Origin of the sequence: Shimia litoralis (assembly GCF_005518135.1) — a bacterium.
In the GTDB taxonomy this organism is placed as follows: domain Bacteria; phylum Pseudomonadota; class Alphaproteobacteria; order Rhodobacterales; family Rhodobacteraceae; genus Shimia_E; species Shimia_E litoralis.
Genome location: NZ_SULI01000004.1, coordinates 15,227 through 31,147, shown reverse-complemented (window position 1 = coordinate 31,147; position 15,921 = coordinate 15,227). Strand labels below are relative to the sequence as shown.

The 15,921-nt window shown below is 55.6% G+C and carries 14 protein-coding genes; 7 read left to right on the top strand and 7 right to left on the bottom strand.

Annotated features, from left to right (window positions below; genetic code table 11):
- Positions 1–2 precede the first annotated feature (2 nt).
- The 5 genes from FAP39_RS05105 to FAP39_RS05085 all read left to right on the top strand — a co-directional run bounded on the left by FAP39_RS05105 (position 3) and on the right by FAP39_RS05085 (position 5,652).
- Positions 3–1,307, top strand: a complete 1,305-nt coding sequence (locus FAP39_RS05105; protein ID WP_138015318.1) for a thymidine phosphorylase — start codon at positions 3–5, stop codon at positions 1,305–1,307.
- On the top strand, positions 1,307–2,518 hold the full coding sequence (locus FAP39_RS05100) for a phosphopentomutase (RefSeq protein ID WP_138015317.1): 1,212 nt from the start codon (positions 1,307–1,309) through the stop codon (positions 2,516–2,518). The genes FAP39_RS05105 and FAP39_RS05100 overlap by 1 nt, the downstream gene beginning before the upstream one ends.
- Positions 2,515–3,501, top strand: coding sequence for an adenosine deaminase (locus FAP39_RS05095; protein ID WP_138015316.1), 987 nt, complete (start codon positions 2,515–2,517; stop codon positions 3,499–3,501). Before FAP39_RS05100 ends, FAP39_RS05095 begins: the two co-directional genes overlap by 4 nt.
- A complete protein-coding gene (upp, locus tag FAP39_RS05090; protein WP_138015476.1) occupies positions 3,498–4,130 on the top strand; it encodes a uracil phosphoribosyltransferase in 633 nt (210 codons plus the stop codon). The genes FAP39_RS05095 and upp overlap by 4 nt, the downstream gene beginning before the upstream one ends.
- Positions 4,131–4,209: 79 nt before the next feature.
- A complete protein-coding gene (locus FAP39_RS05085; RefSeq protein WP_138015315.1) occupies positions 4,210–5,652 on the top strand; it encodes an SPOR domain-containing protein in 1,443 nt (480 codons plus the stop codon).
- A 9-nt stretch (positions 5,653–5,661) separates the two neighbouring features.
- Here FAP39_RS05085 and FAP39_RS05080 read toward each other — a convergent pair whose 3' ends face one another.
- Entirely contained in the window at positions 5,662–6,672 is a 1,011-nt protein-coding gene (locus FAP39_RS05080) for a hypothetical protein (protein ID WP_138015314.1), read from the bottom strand.
- Positions 6,673–6,830: 158 nt separating this feature from the next.
- On the bottom strand, positions 6,831–8,450 hold the full coding sequence (locus FAP39_RS05075; protein ID WP_138015313.1) for an AMP-binding protein: 1,620 nt from the start codon (positions 8,448–8,450) through the stop codon (positions 6,831–6,833).
- A 111-nt stretch (positions 8,451–8,561) separates the two neighbouring features.
- Between FAP39_RS05075 and FAP39_RS05070 the strand changes: the two genes are divergently transcribed.
- Together FAP39_RS05070 and FAP39_RS05065 are read left to right on the top strand one after the other, a co-directional pair.
- Positions 8,562–9,461, top strand: coding sequence for a DMT family transporter (locus FAP39_RS05070; RefSeq protein ID WP_138015312.1), 900 nt, complete (start codon positions 8,562–8,564; stop codon positions 9,459–9,461).
- 196 nt (positions 9,462–9,657) lie between these two features.
- Positions 9,658–10,311 carry a Hint domain-containing protein gene (locus FAP39_RS05065; protein WP_138015311.1) on the top strand — a complete coding sequence of 218 codons (654 nt, stop codon included), beginning with the start codon at positions 9,658–9,660 and terminating at the stop codon, positions 10,309–10,311.
- 99 nt (positions 10,312–10,410) lie between these two features.
- Here the strand turns inward: FAP39_RS05065 and FAP39_RS05060 are convergent, their stop codons facing one another.
- From FAP39_RS05060 to FAP39_RS05040, 5 genes are read right to left on the bottom strand one after another with little or no spacing between them, the layout of a single operon-like run.
- Complete coding sequence (locus tag FAP39_RS05060; RefSeq protein ID WP_138015310.1) at positions 10,411–12,603, bottom strand: 3-hydroxyacyl-CoA dehydrogenase NAD-binding domain-containing protein; 2,193 nt, start codon at positions 12,601–12,603, stop codon at positions 10,411–10,413.
- 12 nt (positions 12,604–12,615) lie between these two features.
- Complete coding sequence (locus tag FAP39_RS05055) at positions 12,616–13,827, bottom strand: acetyl-CoA C-acetyltransferase (protein WP_138015309.1); 1,212 nt, start codon at positions 13,825–13,827, stop codon at positions 12,616–12,618.
- A gap of 13 nt (positions 13,828–13,840) precedes the next feature.
- Positions 13,841–14,479 carry a glutathione S-transferase family protein gene (locus tag FAP39_RS05050; protein ID WP_138015308.1) on the bottom strand — a complete coding sequence of 213 codons (639 nt, stop codon included), beginning with the start codon at positions 14,477–14,479 and terminating at the stop codon, positions 13,841–13,843.
- Between the two features lie 22 nt (positions 14,480–14,501).
- Complete coding sequence (locus FAP39_RS05045) at positions 14,502–15,641, bottom strand: acyl-CoA dehydrogenase family protein (RefSeq protein ID WP_138015307.1); 1,140 nt, start codon at positions 15,639–15,641, stop codon at positions 14,502–14,504.
- Between the two features lie 20 nt (positions 15,642–15,661).
- Positions 15,662–15,874 carry a hypothetical protein gene (locus tag FAP39_RS05040; RefSeq protein WP_138015306.1) on the bottom strand — a complete coding sequence of 71 codons (213 nt, stop codon included), beginning with the start codon at positions 15,872–15,874 and terminating at the stop codon, positions 15,662–15,664.
- Between the last annotated feature and the right edge of the window lie 47 nt (positions 15,875–15,921).

Here is a 15,921-nt window from a genome sequence, read left to right as displayed (position 1 = left end):
TCATGGACGCGCGTGCAATAATTGCGGGGCTGCGCATGGGGCGCGAACCCAGCCAGCAGGAACTGGCGTGGTTTGCCAACGGTCTTGCGGATCAATCGGTCAGTGATGCACAGGCTGGGGCGTTTGCGATGGCGGTGTGCCTGCGTGGATTAAGCGAAGAGGGCCGCGTGGCGTTGACCCTTGCGATGCGCGACAGCGGCGATTGCATGCGCTGGCAGTGTTCGGGGCCCGTTCTTGATAAGCATTCAACGGGCGGGGTTGGCGATTGTGTGTCATTGGTGTTGGCCCCTGCGTTGGCGGCATGCGGGGCGTTTGTGCCCATGATATCGGGGCGCGGACTGGGGCATACAGGCGGTACGCTTGATAAAATCGAGGCCATTCCAGGACTGCGCACGACCCTCAGTGAAACCGATTTTCGACGCGTCGTGGACACGGCGGGCTGTTCCATCGTCAGCGCGTCGGCTGAAATTGCGCCTGCTGATCGACGGCTCTATGCCATTCGCGATGTGACGGCGACGGTCGAAAGTCTTGATCTGATTACAGCTTCAATTCTGTCGAAAAAACTGGCGGCGGGGCTTCAGGGGTTGGTGCTTGATGTCAAGGTTGGCAGCGGTGCGTTCATGAAAACGGCCGCAGAAGCCAATGCCTTGGCGCAGTCGCTGGTGTCGACCGCAAATCTCGCAGGGTGTCCGACAAGCGCAGTCATTTCTGATATGAATCAGCCGCTTGCCCCGAGTTTGGGGAATGCGCTTGAAATTGCTGATGTCATGTCTGTGTTGTGCGAGGGGCGTGGCGGGGCGCTTGCCGAATTATCCGTGGCATTGGGGGGCGTGCTTTTGGCAAATGCCGCGCTTGCCAAAGATGTGGATGCAGGCTGTGCCGCGATTGCCGAGGTACTGGCAGATGGTCGCGCGGCAGAGCGCTTTGGGCGGATGATTGCCGCGATGGGCGGTCCCGTCACATTTACCGAAAACTGGCGCAGGTTCTTACCCGAGGCCACGGTTATTCGCGAGGTCGGTGCGCCAGAAACAGGTTACGTTCAGGCGATCGATGGCGAAGCTCTTGGGCTTGCGGTAGTTGCGCTTGGGGGCGGACGTCAAATCGAAAGCGATGTCGTGGATCCGTCGGTCGGGCTTTCCGATGTTGTGCGCCTTGGGGACAAAGTTCAAAAGGGGCAACCTATCTTGCGCATTCATGCCGCGCGTGAAGACGCAGCACAACATGCTGAGCGCGCGGTGCTTGCCGCGTTTGCGATTGGGTCAGAGCCGATGTCTCCGCCGCCTCTTGTTCACGAAAGGATTCGCTGATGCCGCGTGCTTTTTTGGTGGTGATGGACTCCGTTGGCTGTGGCGGGGCGCCTGATGCCGATCTTTTCTTTAATGGAACGCGCCCGGATACCGGGGCCAATACCTTGGCGCATATCGCACAGGCCTGTGCCGAGGGGCGCGCAGAAGAGGGGCGCAGTGGGCCACTGAGCCTGCCAAATCTTGATCGATTGGGGTTGGGCGAAGCCGTCCGATTGGCCAGCGGAGATTTGACGCCCGGGCTTGATGCGCAGCCCACCGGATTTTGGGGCGCAGCGCGTGAGCACTCAATGGGCAAAGACACGCCTTCTGGTCACTGGGAATTGGCTGGGGTTCCCGTACCGTGGGACTGGCATTATTTCCCTGACACAACGCCCGCGTTTCCGGCTGATTTGGTGTGTCAGGTGTGTGCCGTGGCTGGGACGGGAGCGATTTTGGGGAACTGCCATGCCTCCGGCACCCAAATTATCGCCGAGCATGCTGCCGAGCATATCCGCACAGGCCATCCCATTTGTTATACCAGCGCCGACAGCGTGTTTCAGATTGCGGCCCACGAGGAGCATTTCGGCCTGCAGCGCCTGCTGGACCTTTGCGAAACTTTGGCCCCCAGTCTTCATGCGATGAAGGTTGGCCGTGTGATTGCGCGCCCGTTTATCGGCAATGTCACCGATGGTTTTCAGCGCACCTCAAATCGCAAGGATTACGCCATCGCACCTCCGGCGCCGGTGTTAAGCAACTGGGTGCAGGATGCGGGCGGTACCGTGCATGCTGTAGGAAAAATTGGTGACATTTTCTCCATGCAGGGGTTTGATGATGTGGTGAAGGGCACGGATGCCACGTTGATGCAGGCGCTTGGCCATCTGGTGGATACGGCAGATGACGGCAGTTTGACCTTTGCCAACTTTGTGGAATTTGACAGCCTGTATGGCCATCGACGCGATATTTCAGGTTATGCCCGCGCGTTGGAATGGTTTGACGTCCAGTTGGGTCAAATTTTGCCCCGATTGCGGCAGGGAGATTTGCTTGTATTGACCGCGGATCATGGCAATGATCCCAGCTGGAGCGGCACGGATCATACTCGTGAAATGGTCCCCGTGATTTGTGCAAATGTTGGACACGGGCAGGCGGGTGTTGTTGATTTTGTCGATGTGGCCGCGACGGTGGCGGCGCATTTGGGTGTTCCTGTATGTGGGACCGGAAAGGGGTGGTTATGACCTTTCAAGAGTTGCCCAAAGTAGAGCTGCACTTGCACCACGAAGGGGCCGCCCCGCCAGAGTTGATCAAGCAACTGGCGTTTGAGAAAAAGGTCGATCTGAGTGGAATATTCACCGACGATGGTGGGTATGCGTTTCAAAATTTTACGCATTTCTTGCAGGTCTATGAGGCAGCGACCTCTGTGTTGCAAACCCCCGAAGACTTTGCGCGTTTGACCACGGCCATTCTGGAAAACAGCTCCGCGCAAGGCGTTGTGTATTGCGAGACTTTTCTGTCCCCTGATTTCTGTGGCGGGGCAGATGTTTCGGCGTGGCGAGAGTACCTTGCGGCGATACAGGAAGCCGCTGATCAGGCCGAGAGCGCACATGGTATTGTGATGCGGGGCATTGTGACCCCGATCCGCCATTTTGGGCCCGAGCGCGCAAAAGCCGCTGCGCTTTGTGCCGCAGAAACCGCTGGGGACTGGATTGTCGGGCTTGGGATGGGGGGCGATGAAACCCAAGGCCATCAAGGTGATTTTGCCTATGCATTTGACATGGCGCGCGAGGCCGGGTTGCGATTGACAACCCATGCGGGCGAGTTTGGCGGGCCGCAGTCCGTGTGGGAAGCTGTGAATGACCTGAGGGTTGAGCGGATCGGCCATGGCGTACGTGCCGTCGAAGACCCCAAGCTGGTGCAAGAGTTGATCGCACGCCAGATTACATTAGAGGTCTGCCCGGGGTCGAACGTGGCACTGGGCCTGTATCCTGCGATCACAGCCCATCCGATTGCGACGCTGAGAGATGCCGGAGTCAACGTGACGGTTTCAACGGATGATCCGCCATTCTTTCACACAAGTCTGACGCAAGAATATGAAAATCTGGCGCAAGCTTTTGCTTGGGGTGCCGATGATTTTCGCGTACTAAACAAGACCGCTGCGAATGCTGCTTTTTGCGACGAGAAGACCCGAGAGCGGGTGCTCAAAAAACTGGAGACGAACTGATGGATCATTTGACTGTTGTTGATCACCCGCTGGTGCAACATAAACTTACGCTGATGCGTAGAACTGATACGTCCACAGGAGAGTTTCGTCGCCTGTTGCGTGAAATCAGCCAGCTTTTGGCGTATGAAGTCACGCGGGAACTTCCGATGGAAATGCGGCAGATCGATACTCCGATGCAAAAAATGGACGCGCCGATGCTGGCAGGGCGCAAGCTGGCGCTGGTGTCGATTTTGCGCGCGGGCAATGGATTGCTGGATGGGATGCTGGAATTGATCCCTTCGGCACGTGTCGGATTTGTCGGGTTGTACCGTGACGAGGAAACGCTGGAACCGGTACAATATTATTTCAAAGTTCCGCCAGAAATGGATGAACGGCTGGTGATTGCGGTTGATCCCATGCTTGCGACGGGGAATTCGTCGGCTGCGGCGATTGATCTTCTCAAAGAGTCTGGTGCCAAAAATATCCTGTTTTTGTGCTTGCTTGCTGCGCCAGAAGGGGTGGCCCGCATGAAGGAAGCCCACCCCGATGTGCCAATTGTAACGGCCTCGCTGGATGAGCGTTTGAACGAAAAAGGATACATTATGCCAGGGCTCGGCGATGCCGGAGATCGCATGTTTGGGACAAAATAGATAGAATTCCCCACCTATGGACAGTTTACTCATATAGAGTTTTCCGGCTAGACTGGCCCCCATATATTGTGGGGGCACAATGAAACTGACCAGAGTCATCGCGATCGGTGTGATCGCATCATCTTTGGGATTGGGCGCTGCGGTGCACGCGCAATCCCTGAAAAATGTAGAAACGCCGTCGGAGTTTCCGCCTGCGTCCTACAAGGGCAAGCAATACGTGGACAGCAAAGGCTGTGTCTATATCCGTGCGGGTGTGGATGGAAACGTCACGTGGGTGCCGCGCATGACGCGAAATCGCAAGGTGGTTTGTGGATACAAACCCACAATTGCTGGCGCGAAACCGTCCACAGGGTCTGCTCCCAAGCTGAACAATGATGTGGTCTTTATCGAACCTGCCGCAAAGCCAAAGCCACCCACAACAATTTTCGGAACAACGGCGCCCGCAACTGCTGCGGCAACCAGCACGGCATCGACAAAGCCAAAAGCCAAGTCGACCACAAAATCGACAGCGAAAGCGGCGTCAGCTCCAAAGACAACGAGTGTCAAAAAAGCCTCAACAAGCAGCGCAAAGTCGGCTCCTAAGGCAACGCCCAAACCGCGCACCACACAGGCCACCGCTGCAAAAACCGCGACCAAGCCGGCAAGCACAACAGCCACCACAACGACTTCGGCGACATCCGCGCGCCGGTCAACAACACAGGCTCCGCGCGCTTCTGGACATTCGTCGCCTTGCCGAAGCGCCTCCGGGGCGTCCGCGATGCACGGCAAATATGCTGTACGCTGCGGCCCACAGAGCGAACTGCCCTATACACCGGGCACTGGCAAAGCCACAGCACCCGCACCCGTGATCCGCATTCAGCGCCAATGGTCCGAAGTTATCGGCAGCCAAGGCGTTGTCGTCGGACAGATCGTGAAAGAGGGCGAGGTATCGCCGAATGTTCGGGTAGTGCCGCGTCATGTGTATGAAAACCAGTTCACACATTTGCCTGCGCCTACGGTTCCTAAAGGATATCGGCGTGTGTTTGATGATGGTCGTTTGAACCCGCATCGGGCCGAACAGACCTTTGCTGGCAAGGCGGCAATGGATGCCGCATGGAGCGAGACGCTTCCAAGAACCATGATCCACCGCCGTACTGGCGAGACGATTGTAATGTCATCAAAATCGTCTTCTTATGCGACGTCCGCGCCGTTTGAAAAGACACCGCAGTTGGCGACGCAAAGCACCTCGAGAGCACCCAATGCGCCTGTTGTATCGACGCGAAGCGCCCCAGTGACAAAGTCGCTGCGCCTGTCAGGGGCCCATTATGTGCAGGCCGCCACATATCAAGACGCGCAATCCGCACAAGCTGCCGCGCAGAAGCTTAGAAAACAGGGGCTTCCGGTCAAAATTGGTCGCTATACCAAAAACGGGGAAACCCGCCGTATGGTTCTGGCTGGTCCCTTTGGGTCTGAGACAAGCGGCGAAAACGCTCTGGCCGTCGCACAGAAATCAGGATTTAGCGGGGCTTTCCTGCGCGACTAAGCGCGGGTCTTAGCCTCCGCAAATCCCCTGAAGTGCGACCCAGTCTCCATCTGATAACAGCGGCTGTGCCCCTGTTCCAAACGGATCGGCCTCGATCAGTTCAAGCGTTGTTTCGCCCGTAGCATCAAGGGCATAGGCAAATGGGGTGGACCGCACGCGCTCTGCTGTGAAACGCTCAAGCAGGGCGTCGGTGTCGATATCTGGTTCTGGCGCCGCCAGCAGGATCTCGGCATAGGTGCGCAAGGTGTCTTCTGAAACGCTGCCCGTTGTGAGCAGTCGAAAGCTTGCCGATAATCCCGAGGCTTTTAACAAAGCCCGCAGGGGATCGTTTTGCGCGGCATCTGTCTTTTGAACCACGACGTATCCCGCCGCGACGTCGGGCTCTTCAAAATCCTCGACAACGGCGCGGTTCATCAAAACGGCACCACCGGGCAATAGTTTGGCTGTGCGCACGCCCCCACGAACAATCACAAGCTGGGGCGTATCAAGACGGGCGGATAGTCGACGCAATGCTGGTGTCGCCAGAATATCTGCACAGGGTGGCCCAGTCAGCCGGAAGGTCTGTGTCAGTAAGGCCGCCCCAATTTCGGCGCGCTTTACATCGGGCACCACCGCCACCGTATGGTTAAGCAATGCTCCGGGCAGCCAGAACACTGCCAGCGCCAATACGGAAACCGCCGAAACTGCCAATGTCGCCATGCGCAGCCGACCAGGGTGGGGGCGGCGGCGATCAATTTCCGATCTCAGTTTCTCGATGGCCTTGACCATATCTTCTTCTTGCTCGCCCAGTTCGAGTGTCTCGTCAGGGTCTGCGTCGGGGCAATAGATGGCTGGGCGCTTTCCGGGATTGACCCGAGCCACAGCCGGAAGCGACCAATGTGTCAGGGCGCGATCATTCATGTCAGAGATCACCAGCGTGGCGTCACCAATCGATACAATCACCTCTCGGCGTTGTTCTTGCGGTGAGGGACGCCAAAGAGCGGTGGCCTCTAGTCGGTCATATTTCTTGAGCGCTGTCATCGGTGTGGCCTGCTCTGCCGTGGTTTTGTAGGAAATTACACGCAAACTGGGGGTTCAGCAATCCACCGATGCGATCCAGGTGACCTTGGCGGGACCTTGGAACGTAAAAGGGCGCAGGACCAAAGCCCCACGCCCAAAAGAATGGTGTGTGTTGTTGCCTAAACCAGCTTGCGCAATTCGAATTTTTGAATTTTCCCGGTCGAGGTTTTTGGAAGCTCTTGGAACACCACTTTCTTGGGGGCTTTGAACCCTGCCAAGGTTTGTCTGGAAAAGGCGATAAGCTCGGCTTCGTCCACAGTGGCACCATCCTTGAGCTCGATAAATGCACAGGGGACTTCGCCCCATTTGTCATCCGGTTTCGCAACAACTGCAGCAAGGCTTACGGCCGGATGCCCCATCAGGACGCCTTCGACTTCGACAGACGAAATATTTTCTCCGCCTGAAATGATGATGTCTTTTGCACGATCCGCGATCTGAATATACGTATCCGGGTGCTGTACCGCGATGTCGCCAGAGTGGAAATATCCGCCTTCAAAGGCCTCCTTGGTTGCCTCTGGATTTTTGAGATACCCTTTCATCACCGAGTTGCCCCGGATGGCGATTTCCCCTTGGGTTTTCCCATCCATCGGAACTTGGGTCATGTGCTCGTCCAAGACGGTGATATGCTCCATCATGGGCATGGCCACGCCTTGACGGGCTTTGATGGCGGCGGTGCCTGCTTTGTCCAAATCGCCCCAGCTGTCATTGTTCCACAGACATTCGGTGACATGCCCATAGGTTTCGGTAAGTCCGTATACTTGGGTGACGTTGAAACCGAGGTCTTCGATTTTGGCCAATGTCGCGGGGGCAGGTGGTGCACCCGCAGTAAAGACTTCGACGGTGTGGTCGAATGTCCGGCGCTCTTCGTCCAATGCGTTGACCAAAAGGTTCAGCACAATCGGCGCACCACCAAAGTGGGTCACGCCCTCGTAGTGGATCGCATTATAGATCGCTTGCGCTGTGATATCACGACAGCAAACCAGCGTACCGCCCACCAGTGGCATCATCCACGTGTGGTTCCAGCCGTTGCAGTGAAACAAGGGGACGATCGCCATAAAGACCGGGTTTAAGACCATTCTCCAGCTGACGACCGTGCCCATGGTCATCAGGTAACTGCCCCGATGATGATAGACGACGCCTTTGGGGCGGCCTGTGGTGCCAGAGGTGTAATTCAGCGCAAGGCTTTCCCATTCGTCCTGAGGCATGAGCCATTCAAACTCTGGATCACCGGTGGCCAACAGGGCCTCGTATTCCATATGCTTGCCCGTCGCGTGATACCCAGCTTGATCGTCTGCCACCTCGATCAGAATAGGTGCCTCGCCTTTCATCTGGGCGCATGCGGCCTCGGCCAAGTCAAGGAACTGTGGATCCACCAAAACAACCTTGGCACCACCGTGGTCGAAAATATAGGCCACGGTATCTACATCCAAACGGGTGTTGATCGTGTTCACAATCGCCCCGCAGGCAGGGACACCGAAATGGGCTTCGGCTTGGGCGGGTAAATTCGGAATCAGCGTGGCCACAACGTCGCCCGATTGGACACCTTGTTTGGTCAACGCAGATGCCAGTTGTGAGCAGCGTGCAAAATATTCGGCATAAGTTTTGCGATGCTTTCCATAACTCACCGCAAGATGGTCAGGGAAGACCTTTGCGGCACGTTGTAAATGTGAAAGCGGTGTCAGCGGTACAAAGTTGGCCGTACATTTGTCCAGCCCTGTTTCATCAGCCATCCAGCCCATCAGATCCCTCCCGTGATTCTCTGAGTGTAGTATTGCTTTTACGATAAATTCCCTCTCTGGTGTAAGTCTGTAGTCTTACGTATCCCCTTGAAACTCAACGCGACGGCATTCATGGCTTTTTCTGATTCAAATCGACCATTTGCCTCAGCGGTTTCGATGCTGTCGGCGATGTTTATCATCGGCTTGATTGATAACTTCATTGCCAAGTTCACTGGCCGGATCAGCGTCTGGCAGTTCATCATGATGCGCTCTGTGCTGATGGTGCCTCTACTGTTGGCGCTGCCGCTGTTGGGGTTGGGAACGTTGTGGCCAAAACGTTGGGGGGCTGTGACCGCCCGATCGGGTGCGCTTACTGGTGCCATGGTCCTGTATTTTGGGGCTTTGGGGTTTATGCCACTTGCAGAAGCCCTTGCAGGGCTTTTCACATCGCCGATTTTCGTGGTGTTGATCAACGGCTTGGTGATGAAGCAACGGATCGGTCCTTGGCGGATACTGGCCGTCGTCATTGGGTTCGTCGGCGTCCTTCTGGTCCTGCAGCCCGGCGTGCAAGGCGTAAGTATGCTGTCGATTATGCCTGTTGGTGCTGGATTTTTATATGCGGTCTCGTCGATCGCGACACGCAGTTGGTGCGCGGGAGAAAGCACCGTTGCTTTGCTGGCCAGCAACATGATGATGCTTGGGATCGTAGGTGCGGTTGGCTTGGTCATCCTATACATTATCCCCGTCGGCCCAGAGGTGGATTTTCTGACACGCCCGTTTGTCTGGCCTGTTTGGGATGTGGCCCCGTGGATTGTGCTTCAGGCTGTAGGGTCGCTTGCTGGGGTGTTTTTGATCATTCGAGCGTATCAACTGGATGTGCCAACAAATGTTGCAGTGTTTGAATATTCGGTGATGATATTTGGCCCCGCATTTGCATGGATGTTGTTCGGTCAAACGCTGGAACTCATGCAGATTCTCGGGATATTCATGATTGCTGCTGCGGGGGCAACAATTGCCCTTCGTTCTGCCTAGTGGTTAACGAAAAACAATCCATGTCGCACGGTGTCTGGTTTGATTGAGGCCACTTTCGGGGTAATGATCCAAATAAGCGCGCATTGTCCGTAACGCGGAAACATTGCCCCAAAACTTCCTTATTTCTGGCTCAGAGACACCCAACATTTTTAACCAACTATCTGGGCTGCTATCGACCTGAGATAAGGGAAAGACAATGTTCGGATTGACCAAGCTTCGCGGGCCTGACGCCAAGCCAAAGGCCCCAAAAAATAAATTGTTGGATCCTGTCTTGCTGGGGGCTGGCTGTGGCATTGTCGAAGGAACACTGGTCATGACCCACAGAGGGCTGACCCCGATGGAAGCGGTCAGCGCAGGCGACGAGTTGATGACGTTTGACGGGGGGATGCAGCCGGTGTTGGCGGTGTTGCGCGACCAACTGTGGGCTGGCGTCGGTGAGTGCCCCGAAGCGCTGTGGCCGCTGCACGTATCGGCTGGCACAATCGACAATGAAAATGAAATGCTCGTGATGCCGCATCAGGGTATCCTGATCGAAACCGATGAAATTACTGACCAATGGGGCGACCCGTTTGCGGTTGTGCCTGCTGCGGCGCTTCAGGTGTTACCGGGCGTCGAGAAACAACGCCCCTACGGAACGGTCGAGGTGATGCTGCCGATTTTTGAAGAAGATCAAATGGTGTTCGCAGAAAACGGGTCGTTGATGTTTTGTCAAAGCCATTGGGGCGTTTCGGCCGGCTTTTTGCCCAAACATGATCCGTCCAGCAACTATAATATGCTGCCTCTCAGTGTCGCGACGCGCCTGTTACAAATGGAGTTTGCGACAGACCGCCAGAGTTTTGCCGTCGCCTGATAACGGGTCTCGCAACTCTGAAAATTTCGATCCTGAGCCAAAGAAAAAGGCGCGTCCAAAGACGCGCCTTTCGTGTGTTCATGATACTGATTGCTTCGCTTATGCGGCTTTTGCGCTTTTGTCGAAACGACCATAAAATGTTTGGTTCTTTTCGGCCATTTCACGCAACAGCGGTGGGCAGGCAAAGTGATCGCCAAATTTCGCCTGAAGCTCGTCGCATTTTTCTGCGGCCCAAGGTGCCCCAACGATATCCAGCCAGCTGAACGGGCCACCGGACCAAGGCATAAAGCCCCAACCAAGGATGGCACCCACGTCGCCTTCGCGAATGTCCTCGAGAACATCGGCTTCCAGCGCGCGTACAGCTTCCAGAACTTGTGCGAAAATCAAGCGGTGCTGGACTTCGGTCACATCTGGTTGTTCGTCCAACTGTGGGAACTTGTCGGCAAAGCCCTTCCAGTAGCCCAAGCGCTTGCCGTTTTCATCATAGTCAAAAAAGCCCGCGTTTGCTTTGCGGCCAAAACGACCTTCTTCGACCATCCAGAACGTCACATCGTCGGCAACAGACTTGGGATAGGCATTGCCCATCGCCGCCATGGTGGCTTTGGCAATCTTGGCGCCAAGATCCAACGAGGTCTCGTCCACAAGCTGAATGGGTCCAACAGGGAAGCCCAGCAATTGCGCCGCGTGGTCCAACAGCTGAGGTGCCACACCTTCGCCAGCCATTTTCACACCTTCGTTGATATAAGGGATGATACAGCGGTTGGCATAAAAGAAGCGTTCGTCGTTCACAACGATGGGCGTCTTTTTGATCTGGCGCACGTAATCAAGAGCTTTGGCAACGGCACGCGGGCCGGTTTCTTTGCCCTTGATGATTTCCACCAAGGCCATCTTTTCCACTGGTGAGAAGAAGTGGATGCCGATGAACTGGTCCTTGCGCACGGATGCTTCGGCCAAGCCGGTGATCGGCAAAGTCGAGGTGTTCGAGGCAAAGATTGCGTCTTCTGGAATGATCGCTTCGACCTTTTTGGTCATCTCGGCTTTGACACCGGGATCTTCAAATACGGCTTCGATAATCAGGTCGACGTCAGACAATGCTGCCAGATCGGTGGTAGCATTGATTTTCGCCAACAGCGCGTCTTTTTGCTCGGCGGTCGCTTTTCTGCGCTTGATGCCCTTGTCCATGAAGGTTTCAGAGTAGGCTTTGCCTCGGTCCGCTGCTTCTTGGTTCTGGTCAATCAGGACCACATCCATACCTGCTTTGGCAGAGACCAGCGCAATGCCTGCGCCCATCATGCCTGCGCCCAATACGCCAACCTTTTTGACGCGTTGATCTGGCACGTCAGGACGGTTCGCGCCTTTTTCCAAGGCTTCTTTGTTGATGAACAAGCTGCGGATCATCGCCGACGACGACGGGTTCATCAGAACGTTGGTGAACCAGCGTGCTTCGATCTTGATGGCCGTGTCAAACGGCACCATCGCACCTTCGTACACGGCTGACAGCAGAGCTTTGGCAGCAGGGTAAACGCCCCATGTGTTGCCGTTGACCATCGCGGATGCCCCCACAAAGGTCATAAAGCCAGCAGGGTGATAAGGTTCACCGCCGGGCATTTTATACCCTTTGGCATCCCATGGTTTCACAATGTTCGGCTCTGACAGAACCCATGCTTTGGCGTCGGCCATCGGATCTTCGCAGACCTCGTCAATGATGCCAGCCGCTTTGGCCTTTTTGGGGTCAACCATTTTGCCCTGAAGCAGGAAGGGCGAGGCAGCCATGGCCCCCATTTTGCGAGTCAGACGTGTTGTCCCGCCCGCGCCTGGGAAAATGCCGACCATGATTTCTGGCAGGCCAATTTTGGCCTTTGGGTTGTCCGCAGCAAAGATACGGTGGCATGACAATGGCAGCTCGAGGCCGATCCCCAACGCGGTTCCCGGAAGAACGCAGGCAATTGGCTTGCCGCCTTTGTTGGTTTTCGGGTCCATGCCCGCACGTTCGATTTTGCGCAGGATGCCGTGCATGTTCATGACGCCATCAAACAGGCCTTTGGCCGGGTTGTCGCCTGCACCATCGCGCATTTTGGCAATGACATTCAGATCCATACCGCCAGCAAAAGATCCAGCTTTGCCAGATGTGACAATCGCGCCTTTGATGGCATCGTCTGCTAGAACCTTGTCAACAATGTCGTTCAGGTCGGAAAACGCCTGTTCGGACATGACGTTCATAGATTTTCCAATGGTATCCCAAGTGATGATACCAACGCCATCGGCGTCTACGGAGAGGTTGAAATCGCTCATTTGTTTCGCTCCTTACACGCGTTCGATGATTGTGGCTGCGCCCATGCCCGAGGCAATGCACAGCGTGGCCAGACCGACTTCTTTGTCAGAGCGTTCCAGCTCGTCCAGAAGGGTGCCAATGATGATCGCACCTGTCGCGCCCAACGGATGACCCATTGCAATGGACCCACCGTTTACGTTGACCAAGGCTGGGTCGACGTCAAAGGCCTGCTGGAAGCGCAGAACCACCGACGCAAAGGCTTCGTTGACTTCGAACAGATCGATGTCGCTGATCGACATGCCGCTGTCGGCCAGAATTTTCTGGGTGGCTGGTACGGGACCCGTCAGCATGATCGTGGGATCGGTGCCAATTTTACAGGTCTGGCGAATGCGTGCGCGTGGCTTAAGGCCGTATTTGATGCCGAACTCTTTGTTGCCGATCAAAACGCCAGCTGACCCATCTACGATGCCCGACGAGTTGCCAGCATGGTGAATGTGGTTGATGCCTTCAAGATGAGGGTATTTCATCAGCGCGATTTTATCAAAACCGGGCATAACTTGACCCATTTCGGCGAATGATGCTTTGAGACCACCCAGCGACTGCATGTTGGTCTGAGGGCGCATGTACTCATCATTGTCCAAAATTGTCAGACCGTTTTGGTCAGTGACGGAAATGACGGATTTTGCAAAGCGGTTATCATCCCAAGCGGCCTTGGCGCGGCGCTGTGACTCGACGGCCAGTGCGTCGGCTTGCTCGCGGCTAAACCCGTATTCGGTCGCGATGATGTCTGCGGAAATCCCTTGGGGTACAAAATATGTGCTCATTGCCACTGAGGGGTCGACTGCGATGGCTGCGCCGTCGCTTCCCATGGCCACGCGGCCCATCATTTCGACACCACCTGCGATGTATGCATCACCAGCGCCACCTTTGACTTGGTTTGCCGCAAGGTTCACGGCTTCCATGCCGGATGCGCAGAACCGGTTGATCGCCAGACCAGGGATCGATTCATCCAGATCAGACGCCAACACAGCGGTACGTGCCAGACAACCGCCTTGTTCTTTCACTTGGGTGACATTGCCCCAAATCACGTCCTCGACAGCGTGACCATCAAGGCCATTACGATCTTTTAGTGCGTCCAGCACATTTGCGGACAGGCGCACCGAGGTGACTTCGTGCAAGGCGCCGTCCTTGCGGCCCTTGCCGCGCGGTGTGCGCACAGCGTCATAAATATAAGCTTCGGTCATCATTGTCTCCTATTCAAGCGCGATCCGCGGGGGAACCGGGCATCAGGTCGTAAGGGTGTTTCCAGCCGGGGGTGTTTTCGATGTTTGAAAGCCACCGGTCGATGTTGGGCCAAGCCGCGCGGTCAAATCCGAACGGTTCGGGGTAATACAGGTAGCCACAGCAAGACAGGTCGGCATTGGTCATGCTGTCGCCGACAATCCAGTCTCGGCCCGCAAGTTGGGTCTCGAGCGTTTGAAATGCAGCTTTGAGACGGCCTTGGTTAAAGGCAATCACATCCGCGTTGCGATGCTGTTCAGGCAAGAAGTTCATCAGAAAACGGGTCATGCCCGCCTGTGAACTCAGCTTGTGATTGTCCCACAGAACCCAGCGCAGAATTTCGTAATTCTCGTCGCGGGTTTTTCCGCCGAATTTGCCGGATTTTTCTGTGACATAAGCTTGGATGGCACCGGATTGCGACGTGCGAAAATCGCCGTCGACAAGCACGGGGGCTTCGCCCATTTCATTGACGGTCTCACGGTATTCCGGCGTGCGGGTTTCACCAGCGAAAAAGTCGACTTTGACGGGCTCCCACTCAAGACCGGAGAGCTCTAAGGCCAGAGCGGCCTTATAGGCGTTTCCGCTTTCACCAAAACAATGAAGCTTGATTGTCATTCTCTTGTCCTCCCAAACAAAATCAAAGGCTGCGCGAAATCAGTTCTTTCATGATTTCATTCGTACCGCCGTAGATACGCTGTACACGGGCATCTGCCCACATTTCGCCAATTGCGTATTCCTGCATATAGCCATAGCCGCCAAACAGCTGCAGACATTCATCCAGAACTTCGCCTTGGGTGTCGGTGATCCAGTATTTGGCCATTGCAGCCTTTTCGACGGTCAACTCACCTGCGATCAGTTCACTGATGCATTCGTCCAAAAACGCCCGGGCCACTTTGGCCTTGGTTTGACATTCTGCCAACTTAAACCGTGTGTTCTGAAATTGCAGGATCGGGCCACCAAAAGCCTCGCGCTCCTTGCAATAGGCGATGGTGCGCTCGACGGCTCCCTCGATTGATCCCATGGCGATGCACGCAATGACCAGACGCTCTTGGCCTAGCTGCTTCATCATTTGGTAAAAGCCTTGGCCTTCTTCGCCCCCAAGAATGTTCTCGGGTGGAATTTCGACGTTATCGAAAAACAGCTCGGACGTATCCGCCGCGTGGCACCCGATTTTCTCGAGGTTGCGACCACGCGAGAAACCTTCGGCATTCTCGGTTTCGACGATCACCAGCGATGTGCCTTTGGCGCCTGCCTTGGGGTCTGTTTTCGCGGCAACAATCACGAGATTTGCGTGTTGGCCATTGGTGATAAAGGTTTTTGACCCTGACAGACGGTAGGAATTGCCCTCTTTCACAGCACGGGTTTTGATCGCCTGAACATCAGACCCACCCGAGGGTTCAGTCATGGCCAACGCGCCGACAATCTCGCCCGAAACCATTTTGGGCAACCAGCGTTGTTTCTGCTCTTCCGAACCGTATTCCAGAATGTAGTGCGCCACGATCCCAGAGTGGATGCCATGGCCCCAGCTTGCCAGATTTGCGCGGTTGGCTTCCATCAGGATCACGGCCTCGTGGCCGAAATCACCCCCAACGCCGCCGTATTCTTCTGGAATGGATGGGCAAAGCAATCCCAGCTCGCCTGCTTCTTGCCACGTTTCGCGATCCATCTCGCCCTGTTTGCGCCATTTCTCAAAGCGCGGTGACCATTCATCGTTGATGAATTTTGCGGTCATATCAGAAAGCATCTGGTGCTCGTCGGTCATCCAGCTTGAAGCCATAGTGTCCCCCAGGGTCGCAGTCAGCGCTTGCGCGCGTCGAGATCGGAATTGAACGCCCGAAGGCGATGGGCCAAACCATCGGCATCGGTCACTGAGTCAAAGTTTTCAAAGAGAAAGGACAGCGCCTCGCCTTCGTCCAGACCGGCTTGGGCTGCGAAACTGCGCAGCTTGCGATATCCGTCTTCTGTCATTGCGACAGGGAAACGGCGGGTCAAACGGAAACGTTTTGGCATCTGTCCTCCTCAAAATTTGTGGGTGGGCGGGGAACCCCCGCCGCGCC